The 17788-nt window shown below is 63.1% G+C and carries 19 protein-coding genes; 9 read left to right on the top strand and 10 right to left on the bottom strand.

Annotated elements, in window-relative coordinates:
* Positions 1-269 precede the first annotated feature (269 nt).
* The 3 genes from P0D87_RS01505 to P0D87_RS01495 form a co-directional block, all read right to left on the bottom strand.
* Positions 270-1508 (bottom strand): acyltransferase family protein, encoded by a 1239-nt coding sequence (locus tag P0D87_RS01505; protein ID WP_035570657.1) that lies wholly within the window; start codon positions 1506-1508, stop codon positions 270-272.
* 271 nt (positions 1509-1779) lie between these two features.
* On the bottom strand, positions 1780-2124 hold the full coding sequence (locus P0D87_RS01500; RefSeq protein WP_029971355.1) for a hypothetical protein: 345 nt from the start codon (positions 2122-2124) through the stop codon (positions 1780-1782).
* Between the two features lie 104 nt (positions 2125-2228).
* Positions 2229-2441 carry a DUF3820 family protein gene (locus P0D87_RS01495; protein ID WP_006048800.1) on the bottom strand — a complete coding sequence of 71 codons (213 nt, stop codon included), beginning with the start codon at positions 2439-2441 and terminating at the stop codon, positions 2229-2231.
* A 142-nt stretch (positions 2442-2583) separates the two neighbouring features.
* Between P0D87_RS01495 and P0D87_RS01490 the strand changes: the two genes are divergently transcribed.
* Both P0D87_RS01490 and P0D87_RS01485 read left to right on the top strand, forming a co-directional pair.
* Positions 2584-3636: an NADP(H)-dependent aldo-keto reductase gene (locus P0D87_RS01490; RefSeq protein WP_053857994.1), complete on the top strand. Its 1053-nt coding sequence runs from the start codon at positions 2584-2586 to the stop codon at positions 3634-3636.
* Positions 3637-3847: 211 nt separating this feature from the next.
* A complete protein-coding gene (locus P0D87_RS01485; RefSeq protein WP_006048802.1) occupies positions 3848-4270 on the top strand; it encodes a hypothetical protein in 423 nt (140 codons plus the stop codon).
* Between the two features lie 81 nt (positions 4271-4351).
* On the opposite strand, the gene P0D87_RS01480 is transcribed toward P0D87_RS01485, so the two are convergent.
* A complete protein-coding gene (locus P0D87_RS01480; RefSeq protein ID WP_053857995.1) occupies positions 4352-5179 on the bottom strand; it encodes an ABC transporter permease in 828 nt (275 codons plus the stop codon).
* A 75-nt stretch (positions 5180-5254) separates the two neighbouring features.
* Positions 5255-6169 (bottom strand): nodulation factor ABC transporter ATP-binding protein NodI, encoded by a 915-nt coding sequence (gene nodI / locus P0D87_RS01475; protein ID WP_006048804.1) that lies wholly within the window; start codon positions 6167-6169, stop codon positions 5255-5257.
* Positions 6170-6444: 275 nt separating this feature from the next.
* Here nodI and P0D87_RS01470 point away from each other — a divergent pair, with 275 nt between their 5' ends.
* Positions 6445-6909: a universal stress protein gene (locus P0D87_RS01470; protein ID WP_053857996.1), complete on the top strand. Its 465-nt coding sequence runs from the start codon at positions 6445-6447 to the stop codon at positions 6907-6909.
* Positions 6910-6994: 85 nt separating this feature from the next.
* On the opposite strand, the gene P0D87_RS01465 is transcribed toward P0D87_RS01470, so the two are convergent.
* From P0D87_RS01465 to lexA, 3 genes are all read right to left on the bottom strand, one after another.
* The gene (locus P0D87_RS01465) at positions 6995-7702 is read right to left on the bottom strand and encodes a DUF2939 domain-containing protein (RefSeq protein WP_171799831.1); all 708 of its coding nucleotides are present in this window, start codon (positions 7700-7702) and stop codon (positions 6995-6997) included.
* Positions 7703-7831: 129 nt separating this feature from the next.
* The gene (locus P0D87_RS01460; RefSeq protein WP_006048807.1) at positions 7832-8212 is read right to left on the bottom strand and encodes a hypothetical protein; all 381 of its coding nucleotides are present in this window, start codon (positions 8210-8212) and stop codon (positions 7832-7834) included.
* Between the two features lie 107 nt (positions 8213-8319).
* Positions 8320-8982 (bottom strand): transcriptional repressor LexA, encoded by a 663-nt coding sequence (gene lexA, locus P0D87_RS01455; protein WP_006048808.1) that lies wholly within the window; start codon positions 8980-8982, stop codon positions 8320-8322.
* A gap of 311 nt (positions 8983-9293) precedes the next feature.
* On the opposite strand from lexA, the gene P0D87_RS01450 reads away from it, so the two are divergent.
* The 6 genes from P0D87_RS01450 (at position 9294) to P0D87_RS01425 (ending at position 15693) form a co-directional block, all read left to right on the top strand.
* The gene (locus tag P0D87_RS01450) at positions 9294-10352 is read left to right on the top strand and encodes a sulfate ABC transporter substrate-binding protein (protein ID WP_053857998.1); all 1059 of its coding nucleotides are present in this window, start codon (positions 9294-9296) and stop codon (positions 10350-10352) included.
* A 152-nt stretch (positions 10353-10504) separates the two neighbouring features.
* A complete protein-coding gene (gene cysT, locus P0D87_RS01445) occupies positions 10505-11407 on the top strand; it encodes a sulfate ABC transporter permease subunit CysT (RefSeq protein WP_006048810.1) in 903 nt (300 codons plus the stop codon).
* A complete protein-coding gene (cysW, locus tag P0D87_RS01440; RefSeq protein ID WP_053857999.1) occupies positions 11404-12480 on the top strand; it encodes a sulfate ABC transporter permease subunit CysW in 1077 nt (358 codons plus the stop codon). Before cysT ends, cysW begins: the two co-directional genes overlap by 4 nt.
* The gene (locus tag P0D87_RS01435) at positions 12480-13538 is read left to right on the top strand and encodes a sulfate/molybdate ABC transporter ATP-binding protein (RefSeq protein ID WP_053858000.1); all 1059 of its coding nucleotides are present in this window, start codon (positions 12480-12482) and stop codon (positions 13536-13538) included. The genes cysW and P0D87_RS01435 overlap by 1 nt, the downstream gene beginning before the upstream one ends.
* An 85-nt stretch (positions 13539-13623) precedes the next feature.
* Positions 13624-14550: a CysB family HTH-type transcriptional regulator gene (locus P0D87_RS01430; protein ID WP_006048813.1), complete on the top strand. Its 927-nt coding sequence runs from the start codon at positions 13624-13626 to the stop codon at positions 14548-14550.
* Between the two features lie 111 nt (positions 14551-14661).
* Complete coding sequence (locus P0D87_RS01425; protein ID WP_053858001.1) at positions 14662-15693, top strand: asparaginase; 1032 nt, start codon at positions 14662-14664, stop codon at positions 15691-15693.
* Positions 15694-15827: 134 nt separating this feature from the next.
* Here the strand turns inward: P0D87_RS01425 and P0D87_RS01420 are convergent, their stop codons facing one another.
* Both P0D87_RS01420 and P0D87_RS01415 read right to left on the bottom strand, forming a co-directional pair.
* Positions 15828-16229 (bottom strand): DUF3597 domain-containing protein, encoded by a 402-nt coding sequence (locus P0D87_RS01420; protein WP_053858002.1) that lies wholly within the window; start codon positions 16227-16229, stop codon positions 15828-15830.
* Between the two features lie 600 nt (positions 16230-16829).
* Positions 16830-17738: a 2-hydroxy-3-oxopropionate reductase gene (locus P0D87_RS01415; RefSeq protein ID WP_006048817.1), complete on the bottom strand. Its 909-nt coding sequence runs from the start codon at positions 17736-17738 to the stop codon at positions 16830-16832.
* Between the last annotated feature and the right edge of the window lie 50 nt (positions 17739-17788).

Below are 17788 nucleotides of genomic sequence, written 5' to 3'. Positions count from 1 at the left end.
TAGCCGACGCACGCCTAATGCATCGCCGACTGTAGTCACTACGCGACCAATTCGGCCAACACTTGATGCCCGGGTCGTTGCATGGCGAGGACCGGATGCCTTCTTCATACAGGGTGCTTCGCGCATGCTTTGAGACCCACAGCCGAGGTCGAACACAAACGGGCAATCCCTTCCGCCATCGCACATCGCCAGCAGCCGTTGCGCTGCCTGACGGCGCTAATGCGCGGGCAAGTAGACACCGGGCCGCATTTATCCGAAAGGAGAAAGAACTAGCGTTTGTATTTCTGGTTCTTGTTCATCATCGAGCCGACGCTTTGCGGCGATTGCGTCGGCTCGATTTTGACTGCATCGCGCTTGCCGATGCGAGTTAGCGATTTTCCAAGTTCGATAAAGGGCCGTTCGATTGCCGCAAATGTGATCGATGCAGCGACACACAAAACTGCAGCGCAGATCAGTAGCGCTGTCCAATAATGCGTCGGCGAGAAAAGCGCCCAGGCTTTGAATGGCGCATGCCAGAAAAGAAGCGTCAGTGGGATGCCTTGCAACAGGTAGATTCCATAGCTGATGTGCCCCATGCGCTGCGCGGGCCGCAGCAAAAGCAGGCCGAACAGGTCGGCGCCGCTGCAAATCAGGTAAAAGGCAATCCCAATCAGGGCGATCTGGATCACGCCCGCGTGTGTCCTGGCGAACGAGAACATTATCGCTAATGCGGTAAGCGCCATGATCGACATCCAGTTAGCGCTGAGCCGCGGCTTGATGCCCTCGTGCAACAGTGATGCGGTCAAGATGCCACAAAAAAAAGCGGCAGGAAGGCACCACAGGTCAGACTGCGTTGTGAGAATCAGGGCGAACGACGCGGCCAGACCGACGACCGCAAAAGTCAGGTGCATTCTCAGCTGAATAAATATTGCAGTGATGATCAGTGAGAAGTAAAACCACCATTCATATTTGATACTCCATGTGACTCCCATCAGGATGAATATAGTCCACGGGAATCCATTAATCGGTTTCATATCGTCGTTCAGGCCGAGCGCGAACCACCGGCCCAGATTCGAGACCATTGAATCCAACGGTTCTCGCAGTTCAAAGCCGGTTCGCCAGAATACGATGAGAGTCATTGCCAGAATGGAAAAGACGTAAAGCGGGCCGATCCTGAAAAGACGACCGATATAAAGTCCTTTCCAGTCCGGTCGGCCGTCACGCTTCAATAGGCGCGTCCAGAACAGGTAGGCTGTGATCATGAAAAAGAGCATCACCGCGACGCCGCCGAGCGGTCTGTAGAAAAGGGAGTCGCTCGCGATCCATTGGCCATTCGCCTGGTAGTTATAGCTGATCAGGCCGTGGTAGATCATGACGGACAGAGCCAGGAATCCGCGCAAGCCGTCGATGGTGACGACTCTCCCGGAGTCTCCACCGACAGTGTCCACAAACCTGAATATGGGCAGCGCAAACAGGCAGCACAACGCCGCCATGACGACAAAGTACGGCGCGATATTGTAGAGGCCCATGTCCCATATCTTTCTTAGGATCGGTGCGGACGAGTCTACATGAATTGGTAAGGATTTCAGCGGCTCGAGCGCAGGCATGGCGCGGCCGCCCGGTCCGGCTTCTTGCAGAAATTACGATTGAGTTCGGGTCGTTTGCGAGCCCCGTAGCGACCCGAAGAATTTCAGCGGTAAGCTTCAGTAGGCATTTGCAAGCGGCGTCGTGAGAAACCACAACGCCGCTTTTGTTCTACCGCACGGATCGCGGCAACCATCGTCGCATGAACTGCGAGCCTCAATGACTCCGCCCGCCATGCCCGCCGCCACCACTCCACGAGCTGCCGCCGCGCGATCCACCATAACCGCCGCCATGCCAGCCGCCACCGCCGTGGCCGCCATGCCAATCACCGCCTCGCCAGTGCCCGCCGCCGCCGTGGTAGCAGCAGGAGCCACCCCAGCCGCCCCAGATCCCGACCGTGCCATACACCGGCGCATACGGTGCGTATGGCGCGCCGTACGCATAACCATAGTCCGGGTAATAGGGTTGCGCGTAGCCGTAGTCATAGCCGGGCGCGACCGCGCATCCGCTCACGCCCGCTGCAATCGCCAGCCATGCCATCGATGCAAAGAGTCTGCTCACGATCGTCTCCCGTCCCCATACGTCCTCACTAAAGAGTCAGAAAGATCGCGCGCCCGGGAGTTCAGCCGTATTTGTGTCCTCGCGTTACAGCGCGGCCCGCGCCGTTAGCGCTTGCGCAAAGGCTCGATCAGCGACGACAAACCGTTGTGGTCGATCTCATGCATCAATGCAAGCAGCCGTCCGATCTCGCCGGGCGGAAAGCCCTGACTCGCGAACCAGTTGAGGTAATGGCCGGGCAGGTCGGCGATCAGGCGGCCCTTGTACTTGCCGTAGGGCATGACGCGCGTGACCAGCAACTCGAGGTGTTCGGGATTCATCGTGATTCGATCGACGCAAGGAAGGTTGAGCGCGGCGCATCTTCAGCCGCCCGCGACGACGGCATTTTAGCTGTGCTGCAGGCATCGCGCGGGCGTGGTAACGTCAGCGGTTTATGTTCATACAACCGATAGGACAGGTTCAATGGAATACCGCAGACTCGGCGATTCGGATGTACAGGTCAGCCTGATCGGGCTCGGCACGATGACGTGGGGCGAGCAGAACACCGAGCAGGAGGCGCACGCGCAGATCGACTACGCGCTCGATCACGGCGTCAACCTGATCGATACGGCGGAGATGTATCCGGTGCCGCCGCGCGCGGAAACGCAAGGCTCCACCGAGCGCTTTATCGGCACCTGGCTCGCGCAGCATCGCAGCGCACGCGAGAAGATCGTGCTGGGCACCAAGATCGCCGGACCCGCGCGTCAGCCGCACAATCCGCGTCATATCCGCGGCGAAACCAATCAGTTCGACCGCAAGAATCTCACCGAGGCGCTCAACGACAGCCTTAAGCGCCTGCAAACCGATTACGTCGATCTGTACCAGTTGCATTGGCCCGACCGCAACACGATGACGTTCGGCCGCCCGGCCTATCCGTGGGTCGACGACGAATACACGGTGCCTATCGAGGAAACGCTCTCCGTGCTCGCCGATTTCGTGAAGGCGGGCAAGGTGCGCCATGTCGGCGTCTCCAACGAAACGCCGTGGGGCGTCGCGCAGTTCCTGCGCGCGTCGGAGAAGCTCGGCTTGCCGCGCATCGTGAGTATTCAGAATCCGTACAGTCTGCTCAATCGCACTTACGAAGTCGGGCTCTCCGAGTACGCGCATCGCGACAACATCGGCTTGCTCGCGTATTCGCCGCTCGCGTTCGGCTGGCTGTCGGGCAAGTATGAAGGCGGCGCGCGTCCGGCAGGCGCGCGCATTTCGCTGTTCGAGCGCTTCCAGCGCTACAGCAAGCCGCAAGCGGTTCAGGCCACCACGCGCTACGTCGAGCTGGCGAAGCGGCATGGTCTCTCGCCCGCGCAGTTCGCGCTCGCGTTCGTCAACAGCCGGCCGTTCGTGACGAGCAATCTGATCGGCGCGACGTCGCTCGATCAGTTGAAGGAGAACATTGCGAGCGTCGACGTCAAGCTCTCGCAAGACGTGCTCGATGAAATCGACGCGTTGCATCAGTTGCAGCCGAACCCGGCGCCCTGAGTTCGCACGGACATGCAACGAAAGGCAAATGTGCCTGCCTGTCGGCAAATCACGACCTAAACTGTGGTGAGCAGTACGGGCTTGTCCTTCTTATCCGGCACGTCGTAAGTTAACGGCGCGCGCGAATAATGCGACTCGGCCCGTGAATCGGCAGCCGCGGCGGTTGTTCCGCCGCGCTGCACAAAACACAGCACCAGGACCAGGACATCGAATGGCTCAACAAAAAACAAACCCAAAACTCGAGCAGGCGCTGACGCGCGGGGATCTTGCAATCCGTCAGGCGAATTCGGCGCGGGCGACTGCGTTGCTGCGCGCGCTGGCCAAGATGATCGTCGAGGCGTCGGCGACCATCGGCGTGGAAGCGTTCACGCTGATCCCGGACGGCGACAAGATTTACGATCCCGCCGACGGCCTGTGGCCGCAAGAGCTGCAAATCTCGCTCGACGGTCCCGTGGAAGACGCCGATCCCGACGAGATCCGCACCGTGCGCCTGATCGCCGACGACCCCGGCACCGTGTTTCGCGTGGAGTGGCAGCGTGCCGATGGCAAGATCGGCCGGCACGAAGGCGGCCCGTTCGCGACGGTCGCGTTTATCTCGGACGTCGACATTCCGTGGACCGACGACGAAGACTGAGTCCGCGGCATCGCGATCATCGTCATGCACGTTCATTCGCGGGCGCCGGCTCCTTTGGAGGAACGCGCGCGAAGCCGTCCGCTACTTCATCATCCTGCGCCGGAACAGCACCGCCGACACAATAAAGCCGCCTACCGCATAAACCGTCAGCACGACGACATGCGATAACGCGTTATCGAGCGGGCGCGCCAGCATCGCCGGGCGGAGCAGATCGACGGCGTGCGCCAAAGGCAGCACTTGCGCCGCGCCGCGCGCCGCCGCGGGCAACTGCGAGATCGGGAAGAACACGCCCGAAAGCAGCAGCATCGGCGTCAACACCAGCGTCTGATAAAACATGAAGAAGTCATACGACGGGGCGAGCGCGGTCACCACCATCGCGACACTCGCGAACGCCAGTCCCGTCAGTACGATGACGGGCAGCGCCAGCAGCATCGACGGAAAATTGGCGTAGCCGAGCGCGCCCGCCACGAGCATGATGGCCACGCCCGATAGCACCGACTTGCTGGCCGCCCAGATCACTTCGCCGAGCACGATGTCGCCGAGCGTCAACGGCGTGTGCATGATCGCTTCCCACGTGCGCTGCACGTGCATGCGCGAGAAGCCGGAGTACATCGACTCGAAGCTCGCCGACATCATCACGCTCGACGCGACCGTGCCCGCGGCGAGGAACGCGATATACGACACGCCGTCCACGCGGCCGACCATCAATCCGAGACCGAAGCCGAGGCCGAACAGGTAGATCATCGGATCGGCGAGATTGCCGAACATCGACGCGAGCGCGAGCTTTTTCCACACGAGGTAGTTGCGGCGCCACACGGCGATCCAGTTGACCGCGTTGGCGGGCAGTGCGGCGAGCAGCGCCTGGCTCGGCGGCTTCGCTTCGTTGCTTCGGTAGGTGCGTGCATCCATTGCGTGTCTCGTGCGGGGTTTGGTGCCGTGATTCTCTAGTGTCTCTTTCGGTGTCTCGTGTCGGATCGACGAAAGTCAGTCCTGCATCTCGCGGCCCGTGAGCCGCAGGAACACATCCTCCAGATTCGCCGGACGATGCAGATAGCGCAGATCCGCGCGCTGCTTGAGCCGCGCGTGCACCGGCGCCGCGTCGTTCACATAACAGAAAAGCGTCTCGCCGCTGATTTCCGTGCGCTGCGCGAGCGGCGCGAGCTCGTCGCGCAACGCGAGCGGATCGGGGCCGAAAATCTCGATCACGTCGCAACCGATTTCCGATTCGATCAGCGCCCTCGGCGCGCCTTCCGCGATCTTGCGTCCTTCTTCGATCACGCACAGCCGGTCGCATAACCGCTCGGCTTCCTCCATGAAATGCGTGGTCAGCAGGATCGTCTTGCCGCGCGCGAGCAGCGAGCGCAGCCGCTCCCAGATCAGATGCCGCGCCTGCGGGTCGAGGCCGGTGGTCGGCTCGTCCATGATCAGCACGTCGGGATCGTTGACGAGCGCCCGCGCGAGCGTCAGGCGCCGCTTCATGCCGCCCGACAGCTCGCTCACGCGCGCGTCGGCCTTGCTTTCCAGACGCGCGAATTCGAGCAGCGACGGCACCATCGCGCGGCATTGCGCGCCGCTCAGGCCAAAGTAGCGGCCGAAGACCAGCAGGTTCTCGCGGACGGTGAAGTCCGGATCGAGGTTATCGAACTGCGGCACGACGCCGACGCGTGCCCGCGCTACGCGCGCGCGGCCAGGAATCGGCTCGCCGCACAGATGGATTGCACCGGCGTCCGGCGCGGCGATGCCGAGCAGCATGCGCAACGTGGTCGTCTTGCCCGCGCCATTTGGTCCGAGCAGGCCAAAACATTCGCCGGTGTCGACGTGAAACGACAGTCCGTCGACAACCTTCTTTTCGCCGTAGCTTTTTTCAACCTGGTCGAACTGGATGGCGGTATCGGGCATGAATGAGATCGACGTCACGGAAAAGGCGCGAATGGCCGGGAAGGCTGCTCATTCTAGGCCATCGGCTGCGAACGGGTGGCCGCTGCGGCGCGCGGTCGGAGCCGCTTCTTGCACCGCCGCATGAACGCCGCCGACGCTGTCGCAACGGCGCGAAGCTCGTATGCACAAGGCAGGGGCACGCACGAGTTGCACTTAGCGTTTTCCATCCCTTGCAAGCTGAATTGCGGCGCACCATGATTAACTCAGACCGCGCTTTTGCGGAAAGGGGAAATACCATGGCGAGCTACCAGAAAATCCTGCTGTGCTACGACGGCTCGCGTGAAGGCCGCAAAGCGCTGCGCTGCGGCGCCGATCTTGCGCTGGACCTCAAAGCGGAAACGCATCTGCTCTCGGTCGTGGACATGCGCTCGAGCATCGCGCAAAGCGCGGGCCTGCTGACCGACATCGCGTGCGGCAGCTTCGAAAAGACCGCGCGGGACATCCTGCAAGAAGGCGTGGACTGGCTGACGGAGCGCGGCGTGCGGGCTCAAGGGCACTTTGCGTTCGGCCATCCGATCGACGAGATCGCCAATCTCGCCAATGAACTGCATGTCGACCTCGTAGTGGTCGGCCACCGCTGCCGCACCGGCTTGTCCCGATGGTGGATGGGCGCGGGCAACACGCCGCTGCTCGACCGCGTGTCGTGCAGTATCCTGGTGGCGTGTTCATCGGCGCAGGAGCAGCAGCAAGAGGCGGCCTGAGCACACGGCTCGCGCTTGCGAGCTTCGCGGTGCGAGTGCGGCTGTCGAATTCGCGAACTCCAACGCCCAAGCGCCGCGCTCCCGCTCACTCGTTCAGATTGACCGCGGCCAGCTTCCATGTGAACAGGCCTTCGCGCAGGAAGATCGCGGAGTAACGCGCGTCGCCGGCGCCGTGCTGGTATGTAACGACGAATTCGTTGATGCCGCGATAGCCGGCCGTGGTTTCTGGCGGCTGCGGCTGCGGCGGCGTGGCGCCATGCGCCGCGTTCCCTTCTCCACCGGAGTTAGCGCCACTGCCGGCTCTTTGATCCGCGCCGCTTTGATCCGCGCTATTAGCGCTGCCCGGCGCTCCCGGCGCAGGTCCATTTGCCGCAGCCGGATTGCTCGCAGCCGGCGGCGCCGGCGGCCGTTCGCCCGGTACGCCGCGCGGCGGCATGCCGTTGAGCAACGCGGCCACGCCGTCGGGCGTCGCATACGCATCGACTAGTGGGCCGATCAATGCGACGCCGATCATCGCGCCGATCGCGGCCAACGGGTTGCCGTTTCCGCGCGAGTCGAGCCGCCGCGTCAGCAAACCCGTCACCTGCTGCTTGAGGCTTTCGCGCAACGCCGGGAAATCGACGTACTGATTCACCGTCTGCGCGTCGCGCGCGTCGGCGGCGCGTTTGAGGTTGTTGAGTGCGATATACGGCGATGCATAGCCAAAGCCCAAGCCGGCGATTATCGCGATGACGATCAGCGCGACGACAAGCGGACGAGCACCGCGCTTCTTGCGTATTGATACTGCTGCCATGGGCCGGGATTCTCCATCAGGTGTGATCGAACGTGGACCGGCGTTGCGCCGAAACGATCCCCACTCATGATTCCCGTTCGATGCGACGAACGACGTTTCCCGCAACGCGCCCGCACACCTTACCGCACATCAGGACTCGAACACCGCGCCCTGGACGTTGGTTTCGTCGGCGATGCAACGGTCGATCATTCTGCACACCGCGTCCATGGTGCCGACCATGATGAGCCGCGACGGCCCGTGATAAACCCGCACCGGCGCCCGGCGCGCCGGCTCCGCGGTATTGAGCCCGGAATTCAGCGACACCCGCGCGAACGCCGGCAACGACGACGGCAACAAAGACGCCTGTAAGGATGACGAAGCGGCATGCGCACCGGAGCCGTTCACCGGCGAGTCGAACAGCGACGCAGTGGCGGCCGTGGATGCTTCAATCAGTGAGCAGGGCACCAGCTTGCGCAGATGGCGCAAACGGCCGAACTGGCGAAACGGCAACAGGCGGGCAAGGCGTTCCATGAGGCTCTCCGGGCGATTCAACGTGTGTGCTGCGGTAGTGAGTGGCAGGCGAGGGTTGATCCGCCTGTGTACGGTGTACTGACAGGCGACCAACCCGGCAGGCGCGATCAGAACTCGCCGGGGCGAATCAGACCGACAGCAATGCCTTCCAGCGCGAAGTCCGCACTGCCTGTCTCGACAAAGATGTTCTCGTAATCAGGGTTCTCGGCGATCAGCTCGATACCGTTGGGCCGGCGCTTCAGGCGCTTGACCGTGACGTCGTCGCCGAGGCGGGCAATGATGATCTGGCCGTCTTTCGCCTCGCTTCTTTTCTGCACGGCGAGCAGGTCGCCGTCGAAGATGCCCGCGTCGCGCATGGACAGGCCGCGCACCTTCAGCAGGTAGTCGGGCTTGCTTGAGAACAGCGCCGGGTCGCACGCATAGTGCTGCGCGATATGTTCCTGCGCGAGGATCGGGCTACCGGCCGCGACCCGCCCGATGAGCGGCAGCGACAGTTGCATGATGCTCGGATGCGGCAGCGTGAACTGATGCTGTGTGCCGTCCTGACCAAAGTCCTGGCTGGGCAGCAGACGGATGCCGCGCGACGCGCCGGCGGCGAGTTCGATCACGCCCTTGCGGGCAAGCGCCCGCAAATGCTCTTCGGCCGAATTGGCAGAGCTGAAGCCCAGCTCGGCGGCGATCTCCGCGCGGGTGGGCGGAAAGCCGGTGCGTTCGATCGCCCGGCGGATCAGATCGAAAACCTGCTGCTGTCGTGCGGTGAGTTTTGTCATGGCGCCACTGTATGTATGAACAGGTGACTGTATTTTTATACAGTATTCGGCGCAATTCAAGCTTTACTTTAAGTTCGCGCTCAAGCACCGCGCTGCAACGTCGTCAATCGACGTCCAAACATCGGTTTGCATGCCGCAACGCCTTGTCTGGCTGTCATTACCACTTTTGCGTATTAAAAAATGAGGAAACATTATTTTTAATGATGAAAGCCCTTCGATAGACTGGCCTCCAGTCGCGCTCATGTGCACGTGACCCGACGCAAAACAACACCACTCGCAGCTTTAGCGGACCAACACGCGGAGAACAGGACATGAATCATCGCAACACGGGGCGGGCACGGACAACCCATAAGGCGCGCACGCTCATCGCCGCGCTCGCATTCGGCGCGGCGGCCGCGCTCGGCGTAATTGGCACAATCGGCCAGGCGCAAGCCGCCGACAGCACGCTGCTGAACGTTTCCTACGACCCGACCCGCGAGCTCTATCAGGACGTGAACCAGGCGTTCGGCAAGGAGTGGAAGGCGAAGACCGGCGAAACGATCACGTTCAAGCAGTCGCATGGCGGCTCGGGCGCGCAGGCTCGCTCGGTGCTCGACGGCCTGCAGGCCGACGTCGTGACGCTTGCGCTCGCCTACGACATCGACGCGCTCGCCAACAAGGGCTTGATCGACAAGAACTGGCAGAAGCGCCTGCCCGACAACGCGTCGCCTTATACGTCGACGATCGTGTTCCTGGTGCGCAAGGGCAACCCCAAGCACATTAAGGATTGGGACGATCTGACGAAGCCGGGCGTGTCGATCGTGACGCCGAATCCGAAGACCTCGGGCGGCGCGCGCTGGAACTACCTGGCCGCGTGGGCGTATGCCGCGCATCAGCCGGGTGGCAACGACCAGAAGGCCAAGGAATTCGTCGGCAAGCTCTACAAGAACGCGGGCGTGCTCGATTCGGGCGCGCGCGGCGCGACCACCAGCTTCGTGCAACGCGGGATCGGCGACGTGCTGATCGCGTGGGAAAACGAGGCGTTCCTGTCGATCAAGGAATTCGGCACGGACAAGTTCGAAATCGTCGTGCCGTCGGTGAGTATTCTGGCCGAGCCGCCGGTCGCGGTGGTGGACAAGGTCGTCGACAAGCACGGCACGCGCAAGCTCGCCGAGGCGTATCTAAACTTCCTGTACAGCCAGGAAGGCCAGGAAATCGCCGCGAAGAACTTCTACCGTCCGCGTTCGAACAAGGTGCCGGCCGAGTTGACCGCGAAGTTTCCGAAGCTGAAGCTCTACACGGTCGACGATTCGTTCGGCGGCTGGACCAACGCGCAAAAGACGCACTTTGCCGACGGCGGCGTGTTCGATTCGATCTATCAGCCGCAGTAAGTAGCATCGTCCAGGTCCGCGCCGCAACCCGGCGCGGACAGGGCAAACGCGACGCGCCGTCAGGCGTCGTGAAGGAGCGCGCCGCGGGCGCGCTTTTGGCCGATCGGGACGCCGAGGCCTGCAACACGAGCATCAACTGAAAGAGTACGAGCATGACGACGTTGACCTTCCGAAAGCCGAGCGCGTTGCCCGGTTTTGGCCTGACCCTCGGCATCACGGTGGCTTATCTGAGCCTCGTGGTGCTCATTCCGCTCGCGGCGACATTTCTGAAAACGGCGACCCTCGACTGGAGCCAGTTCGTGCGCGCGGTCAGCTCGCCGCGCGTGCTTGCTTCATACCGGCTGACGTTTTTTTCCGCGCTCGGCGGCGCGCTGATCAACGCGGTGTTCGGCTTTCTGGTCGCGTGGGTGCTGGTGCGCTACACGTTTCCGTTCAAGCGCATCGTCGACGCGGTGGTCGATCTGCCGTTCGCGCTGCCGACGTCGGTGGCCGGCATTTCGCTCGCGGCCGTTTATGCGGGCAACGGCTGGATCGGACAGTTTCTCGAGCCGCTCGGCCTGAAGGTGGCCTTTACGCCGGTGGGCGTGCTGGTTGCGCTGACGTTCATCGGCTTGCCGTTCGTCGTGCGCACGGTGCAGCCGGTGCTCGAGGAGTTCGAGCGCGAACAGGAAGAGGCCGCCGCCTGCCTCGGCGCGTCGCGCTGGCTGACGTTTCGCCGCGTCGTGCTCCCGGCGGTTTTCCCGGCGTTGCTGACGGGCTTCGCGCTCGCGTTCGCGCGGGCGCTCGGCGAATACGGCTCGGTCATCTTCATCGCCGGGAATGTGCCGATGAAGTCGGAGATCACGTCGCTTCTGATCATCACGAAGCTCGAGCAGTACGACTATGCAGGCGCGACCGCGCTTGCCGTGGTGATGCTCGTCGTCTCATTCCTGATGCTGCTTTTCATCAACACGTTGCAGTGGTACTTGCAGCGGCGCACGAGCCGCGGCGGTTCCGGTCCCGCGCCCGCAGCGAGCGTGACGAGCGTCGCGGCGATCGGCGGAGGTGTGCAATGAGCCGCCAGTCTGTCGATAGCCTCAAGCCTGGCGACGGCGCCAACAGCATTGACGCGCATGCCGTGCCCGCACGCGCGCCGCTGACTGCCGCGCGCCGGCCCGACCCCGTGACGGAGCCGCCCGTGGTGCGCTGGATTCTCATTGGCATCGCGCTACTGTTTCTCGCGCTCTTTCTCGTCGTGCCGCTCGTCGCGGTGTTTTATCAGGCGTTGAGCAAGGGGCTCGGCTTCTATCTGGAGTCGCTCGCGGACCCGGATGCGCTCGCCGCCATCAAGCTCACGGCGATCACCGCGGCGATCGCGGTGCCGCTCAATCTCGTGTTCGGCCTCGCGGCCTCGTGGTGCATCGCGAAGTTCGAGTTTCGCGGCAAGGCGCTGCTGACCACGCTGATCGATTTGCCGTTTTCCGTTTCGCCGGTGATCTCGGGTCTCATCTACGTGTTGATGTTCGGCGCGCAGGGATGGTTCGGTCCGTGGCTGCAGGCGCACAACATACAGATTATTTTCGCGGTGCCGGGCATCGTGCTCGCGACGATCTTCGTCACGTTCCCGTTCGTCGCGCGCGAATTGATTCCGCTGATGCAGGCGCAAGGCAACGACGAGGAAGAAGCCGCGCACGTGCTCGGCGCATCCGGCTGGCAGATTTTCCGCCGCGTTACGCTGCCCAATGTGAAATGGGGCCTGCTGTACGGCGTGATTCTGTGCAACGCGCGGGCGATGGGCGAATTCGGCGCGGTGTCGGTGGTGTCGGGCCACATTCGCGGGCAGACCGACACGATGCCGCTGCACGTCGAAATTCTCTACAACGAATACAACTTCTCGGCGGCGTTTGCCGTGGCGTCGGTGCTGGCGTTGCTCGCGCTCGTGACGCTGGCGCTTAAGCTGCTGGCCGAGCGTCATATGTCGGCGGAATTGTCGGACGTGCGCGACGTGCCCGCACATGCTGGTCCTGTCACGCTGCCGTCGGCGGTGTCCGCGTCGTCGTCCGCAGCGTCGGCGGCCTCGTCGTCTGGCTCCAGGCCGCTCAAAACATCAGTCTCGCAGCAACACCCGCTCAAGCAAGGAGAGCTGTAATGGGTATCACCGTACGTAACCTGCAAAAGCGCTTCGGCGATTTCGTCGCGCTCGATAACGTGTCGCTCGATTTTCCGCCGGGCGAACTGGTTGCGCTGCTCGGGCCCTCGGGTTGTGGCAAGACCACCTTGCTGCGGGTGATCGCCGGCCTCGAATACGCGGATGGCGGCCAGGTCGAACTGCAAGGTCAGGACGTCGCCAGGGTCGGCGCGCGCGAGCGCGAAGTGGGCTTCGTGTTCCAGCATTACGCGCTGTTCCGTCATATGACGGTGTTCGAGAACGTGGCGTTCGGGCTGCGCGTGAAGCCGAGGAAAGAGCGGCCGTCGGAAGCGGTGATCCGCGAAAAGGTGCATGAGCTGCTGAAGCTCGTGCAACTGGACTGGCTCGCGCAACGCTATCCGTCGGAGCTGTCGGGCGGGCAGCGGCAGCGCATCGCGCTTGCTCGCGCACTTGCCGTCGAACCGAAAGTGCTGCTGCTCGACGAACCGTTCGGCGCGCTCGATGCAAAAGTGCGCAAGGAACTGCGTAGCTGGCTGCGGCGTTTGCACGACGACCTGCATATCTCCACGATCTTCGTCACGCACGATCAGGAAGAGGCGCTCGAAGTGGCGGACCGCATCGTCGTGCTGAATCATGGACACGTGGAGCAGGTCGGCAGTCCGCAAGACGTGTACGACCATCCGCAAACGTCGTTCGTCTATGAGTTTCTCGGCGCGGCCAACCGGCTGCACGGCAAGGTCGACGCAAGGGGTTTCGTGGTGGACGGCGCGGCGTTGCCGGTTGCGATCAGCACCGACTTCAGCGGCCCGGCTTTCGCCTATGTGCGTCCGCACGATCTGCAGTTGTATCCGCAGTCGGCGGGGCACCGCGAAGGTATCGTCGTCGATGTGCGGCGTGTCGTGACGCTGGGCGGCTCGGTGCGAGTGGAACTCGCGGGCCGCGAAGGCAATCTGCTCGAAGCCGAACTCGATCGCGAATCATGGCGCGAGCTGCAACTCGCGGTCGGCGACGGCGTGACGGCCGTGCCGCGCGCGCTGCGCGTGTTTCCGGCGCAATGAGCGGCTCAGCACGCATGCGCAACCCGATTCGATCCAACGCGACCCACTCCAATAATTCAACTTTCGCTGAACCGGACACTTCAACATGAACTTCCAGCAACTGCGCTTCGTGCGCGAGGCCGTGCGTCAGAACATGAACCTGACCGAAGTGGCGAACGTGCTGTACACGTCGCAGTCGGGCGTATCGAAACAGATCAAGGATCTGGAAGACGAACTCGGCGTCGACATTTTCATTCGACGCGGCAAGCGGCTTACCGGCCTGACGGAACCTGGCAAGGCGGTGCATCAACTGATCGAGCGGATGCTGCTCGACGCGGAAAATCTGCGCCGCGTGGCGCGCCAGTTCGCGGATCAGGACAGCGGCCACCTCGTGGTCGCGACCACCCACACGCAGGCGCGCTACGCGTTGCCGAAAGTGATTCGCCAGTTCACCGAGGTCTTTCCGAAGGTGCATCTCGCGCTGCGTCAGGGCAGCCCGCAGCAGATCGCGCAGATGATCATCAACGGCGAGGCGGACATCGGCATCTCGACCGAGGCGCTCGACCGTTTCCCGGACATCGTCACGTTCCCGTGCTATTCGTGGCATCACGTCGTGGTCGTGCCGAAGGATCATCCGCTCGTCGGCCGCCCGAATCTGACGCTCGACGAAATCGCCGAATTCCCGATCGTCACGTATGACCAGGACTTCACGGGCCGCTCGCATATCGACCAGGCGTTCGCGAAAGCGGGCGCGCTGCCCGACGTGGTGCTGACCGCGATCGACGCCGACGTGATCAAGACCTACGTCGAACTCGGCATGGGCATCGGCGTGGTGGCCGCAATGGCCTATGACCCGAAGCGCGACACGGAACTGGTCGCGCTCGACACGCAGCATCTGTTCGAAGCGAGCACGACGCGCGTCGGCTTGCGCAAGGGCGCGTTCCTGCGCGCGTACGCGTATCGGCTGATCGAGATGTTCGCGCCGCAATTGACGGAGGCGGAAATCGCCGTGCAATTGCGCGAGGCGGTGTGAGCGCGCGATTGTTTAAGCGATCTGCTTAAACGATCCGCTTAAGCGATCAAAGGGTTTGTGAGGACTTCAACGGCGCGAGAGGACGGCGCATCATCGCTTACAATCGCCGCCATGAACACACTGACTTCCTCCTCTTCATCAAGCGCTGCGGCGCCGCTGCCGCGCATCGCCGTGCTGGCGACCGGCGGCACGATTGCAGGCGCCGCCGCGGACGCCACCAACACTTCCGGCTATCAGGCCGGCGTGGTCGGCGTCGAACAATTGCTCTCCGTGGTGCCGGCGTTGTCGACGGTGGCGCGCATCGCGCCCGAGCAGATTGCGAGCATCGACAGCAAGGACATGGCGATGCCGCTATGGACCACGCTCGCGCAACGCATCAACACGCTGCTTGCCGCCGACGACATCGACGGCGTCGTCATCACGCACGGCACGGACACGCTCGAGGAAACGGCCTATCTGCTGCATCTGACCGTCAAGTCAGATAAGCCGGTCGTGCTGACCGCCGCGATGCGTCCGGCGTCCGCGTTGTCGGCGGATGGTCCGTTGAATCTGCTGAATGCGGTCACCGTTGCAGCGAATGCCGCGGCGCGCGGGCAGGGCGTGCTGGTTGCGTTCAACAACAGGATTCACAGCGCGCGCGACGTGGTCAAGACGAGCACCTATGCCGTCGATGCGTTCCAGTCGCCGGAAATAGGCGCGCTGGGCTGGGTGCAGGACGGGCGCGTCGAGTTTCAGCGCAGCGTAGTGCGTCCGCATACGCGCGCGACCGAGTTCGTGATCGGCGCGAACTGGCCGCATGTGGAGATCGTCGCGAGCTATGCGGGCGTATCGCGTATCGCCGTCGATGCATTCGTGACAGCCGGCGTGCGCGGCATCGTGGTGGCGGGCACGGGCAACGGTTCGATTCACGCGTCGCTTGCGCAGGCACTCGCCGATGCAGCGTCGCAGGGCGTCGCCGTCGTGCGTTCGTCGCGCGTGGGTTCGGGGCATGTGATGCGCAACGGCGCAGCCGCCGACGATGCACTCGGTTTCGTCAGCGCCGGCTCGCTCAATCCGTACAAGGCGCGCGTGCTGTTGATGCTCGCGTTGGCCGCGGGCGGCGCGGGGCCGGTTGCACTGCAAAAGGCGTTCGATACGTACTGATCGATCTCGCGCGAGCGGCCCGATTCAAAGTCGGAAACGTGTCCCGCAGATGAACGTCAAATGACAACGCGGCGCTCAGGTCATCGACCTGGCGCCGCGTTATCGTTTGAGCTTGACGTTTGTCGCGATGGACGTCAGTCCGCCAGATCCGCGGGCAACTTGCCGCCGTTCGCCGCCAGCGCTTGCATTACCTGCTTGTGCAGCCAGACATTCATGCTCGCCGAATCGTTCGTGTCGCCGCTGTACTTCAGTTCGCGTGCGAGTTCCTTGCGATGCTCGAGGCTGCTGTCCACGCCGAGCGCCTTCAGCGTGTCGACGATCGACGTGCGCCAGTTCAACGTTTGGCCGCTCTCGCTGACGAACTGGTCCATCACGGCAGCGACGTCCACATCGGCCAGCGGCGCGGGCGCCGGTGCAGCCTGCGGTGCGGCAGCTTGCGCCGTTGCCGGGTCCGGTGTCGGCTCGACTGCCGGTGCGGGCTGGTCGGGCTTCGCTTTGCCGAAGAGCTTGTTCACGATGTCACCAAAGATGCTCATTCTGAATCCTTTGCAGATGGGTTACCGGCGCAAGCACATACCGCTCACGGGTTGAACACTGGTTGCGAGTCGTTGCAAGTCGTTTCGACTCGGGCGAACGAAGCAGGGCACATGCGCTGCAATGATCGGCAAGCCGTACGTGATCGCCGATACGCTGCAACCAGACTCAGGGAGTGTAGGAGAAAAGCGCGGACCGAAGTGTCAAAAAAGGTCGTGCCGCGGACGCGGAGTTGCAAGCAAATGCAAGCGGACTTGCGAGCCAACGTGCGAGGGAATCTGCAAAGACAGGCGCTGGCAGGCGGCGCGCATGGCGCACCTGCTGCGAGAGATTGGCGGAAAGCGCATAACGATGAATCCGACAGCCGGACACCCGACGACGACGTCTGACCGACCAAGGCTTCCCCGGCGCCGCCGGGTGCCGCTGCGGACCCCACTTTGCCGCTCTCAGCCCAGAGCGGCTCGATTTGCCCGCTCCGCCGCGATGCCGCGCGACGGAACAGGCGCCCCACATTGGATTGCCGTGACGTGCCGAAGGAAGCGGCGTCGGCGGCAATCGGTGTTACTACGCTGCTCCGCAAGCCGCGAAGCAACCTTGCGACATCAGGCCGCTTTCGCCTCGCTATCCGGCGCCTGCGCGACTTCGTAGTTGGCCATGATCTCGAGCGCGCGAACCATCGCCGAGTGATCCCACGCCTTGCCGCCGTTCGCCGCGCACACGCTGAACAGTTGCTGCGCGCTTGCGGTATGCGGCAGCGCGATGCCGAGCTTGCGTGCGCCGTCGAGTGCGAGGTTCAGATCCTTTTGATGCAGTTCAATCCTGAAGCCCGGATTGAACGTGCGCTTCGTCATCCGCTCGCCATGTACTTCGAGAATGCGCGACGAAGCGAAGCCGCCCATCAATGCCTTGCGTACACGTTCCGGGTCGGCGCCCGAGCGCGACGCAAACAGCAGCGCTTCGGCCACGGCCTCGATGTTCAACGCGACGATGATCTGGTTCGCGACCTTGCACGTTTGACCCGCGCCGTTATCGCCGATCAGCGAGATGTTCTTGCCCATCAGTTCAAACAGCGGCTTGGCCTGCGCGAACGCTTTTTCAGGGCCGCCAACCATGATCGTGAGCGTGGCCTCGCGTGCGCCGACCTCGCCGCCGGACACCGGCGCATCCAGATAGTCGACGCCGAGCGCATTGATCTTCTTCGCGAACGCCTGCGTGTCGAGCGGCGAGATCGAGCTCATGTCGATCACGAGCTTGCCCGCTGTCAGACCGGCGGCGACGCCGTCGTCGGCGAACAGCACGTTGGCCACGTCAGGCGTGTCGGGCACCATGATGATGACGATGTCGGCGGCTTGCGCGACGGCGGTGGAATCGGCCACCACGTTCGTGCTCTTGCCCAGGTCTTCCGGTACCGGATACGCGCCGTTCACGAACAGCGTGTGACCGCCCTTGAGAAGGTTGCGCGCCATATGCGCGCCCATGATGCCGAGCCCGATGAAACCGATCTTTGCCATGTGTCTGAATCTCCAGTGTTTCCAGTGTTGTTTGCGCGCCCGCGAGGGGA

The sequence above is a fragment of the Paraburkholderia sp. RL17-368-BIF-A genome (assembly GCF_046054045.1).
Lineage (GTDB): Bacteria > Pseudomonadota > Gammaproteobacteria > Burkholderiales > Burkholderiaceae > Paraburkholderia > Paraburkholderia graminis.
The sequence above is the reverse complement of the archived record's forward strand: the minus strand, read 5'-3'. Positions and strand labels throughout refer to the sequence as shown.

Excerpts from the sequence above, each read along its gene's own strand:
- P0D87_RS01505 (WP_035570657.1), bottom strand. The coding sequence starts at position 1,508 with ATGGGCCTCTACAATATCGCGCCGTACTTTGTCGTCATGGCGGCGTTG.
- P0D87_RS01495 (WP_006048800.1), bottom strand. The coding sequence starts at position 2,441 with ATGAATCCCGAACACCTCGAGTTGCTGGTCACGCGCGTCATGCCCTAC.
- P0D87_RS01490 (WP_053857994.1), top strand. The coding sequence starts at position 2,584 with ATGGAATACCGCAGACTCGGCGATTCGGATGTACAGGTCAGCCTGATC.
- P0D87_RS01485 (WP_006048802.1), top strand. The coding sequence starts at position 3,848 with ATGGCTCAACAAAAAACAAACCCAAAACTCGAGCAGGCGCTGACGCGC.
- P0D87_RS01480 (WP_053857995.1), bottom strand. The coding sequence starts at position 5,179 with ATGGATGCACGCACCTACCGAAGCAACGAAGCGAAGCCGCCGAGCCAG.
- nodI (WP_006048804.1), bottom strand. The coding sequence starts at position 6,169 with ATGCCCGATACCGCCATCCAGTTCGACCAGGTTGAAAAAAGCTACGGC.
- P0D87_RS01470 (WP_053857996.1), top strand. The coding sequence starts at position 6,445 with ATGGCGAGCTACCAGAAAATCCTGCTGTGCTACGACGGCTCGCGTGAA.
- P0D87_RS01465 (WP_171799831.1), bottom strand. The coding sequence starts at position 7,702 with ATGGCAGCAGTATCAATACGCAAGAAGCGCGGTGCTCGTCCGCTTGTC.
- P0D87_RS01460 (WP_006048807.1), bottom strand. The coding sequence starts at position 8,212 with ATGGAACGCCTTGCCCGCCTGTTGCCGTTTCGCCAGTTCGGCCGTTTG.
- lexA (WP_006048808.1), bottom strand. The coding sequence starts at position 8,982 with ATGACAAAACTCACCGCACGACAGCAGCAGGTTTTCGATCTGATCCGC.
- P0D87_RS01450 (WP_053857998.1), top strand. The coding sequence starts at position 9,294 with ATGAATCATCGCAACACGGGGCGGGCACGGACAACCCATAAGGCGCGC.
- cysT (WP_006048810.1), top strand. The coding sequence starts at position 10,505 with ATGACGACGTTGACCTTCCGAAAGCCGAGCGCGTTGCCCGGTTTTGGC.
- cysW (WP_053857999.1), top strand. The coding sequence starts at position 11,404 with ATGAGCCGCCAGTCTGTCGATAGCCTCAAGCCTGGCGACGGCGCCAAC.
- P0D87_RS01435 (WP_053858000.1), top strand. The coding sequence starts at position 12,480 with ATGGGTATCACCGTACGTAACCTGCAAAAGCGCTTCGGCGATTTCGTC.
- P0D87_RS01430 (WP_006048813.1), top strand. The coding sequence starts at position 13,624 with ATGAACTTCCAGCAACTGCGCTTCGTGCGCGAGGCCGTGCGTCAGAAC.
- P0D87_RS01425 (WP_053858001.1), top strand. The coding sequence starts at position 14,662 with ATGAACACACTGACTTCCTCCTCTTCATCAAGCGCTGCGGCGCCGCTG.
- P0D87_RS01420 (WP_053858002.1), bottom strand. The coding sequence starts at position 16,229 with ATGAGCATCTTTGGTGACATCGTGAACAAGCTCTTCGGCAAAGCGAAG.
- P0D87_RS01415 (WP_006048817.1), bottom strand. The coding sequence starts at position 17,738 with ATGGCAAAGATCGGTTTCATCGGGCTCGGCATCATGGGCGCGCATATG.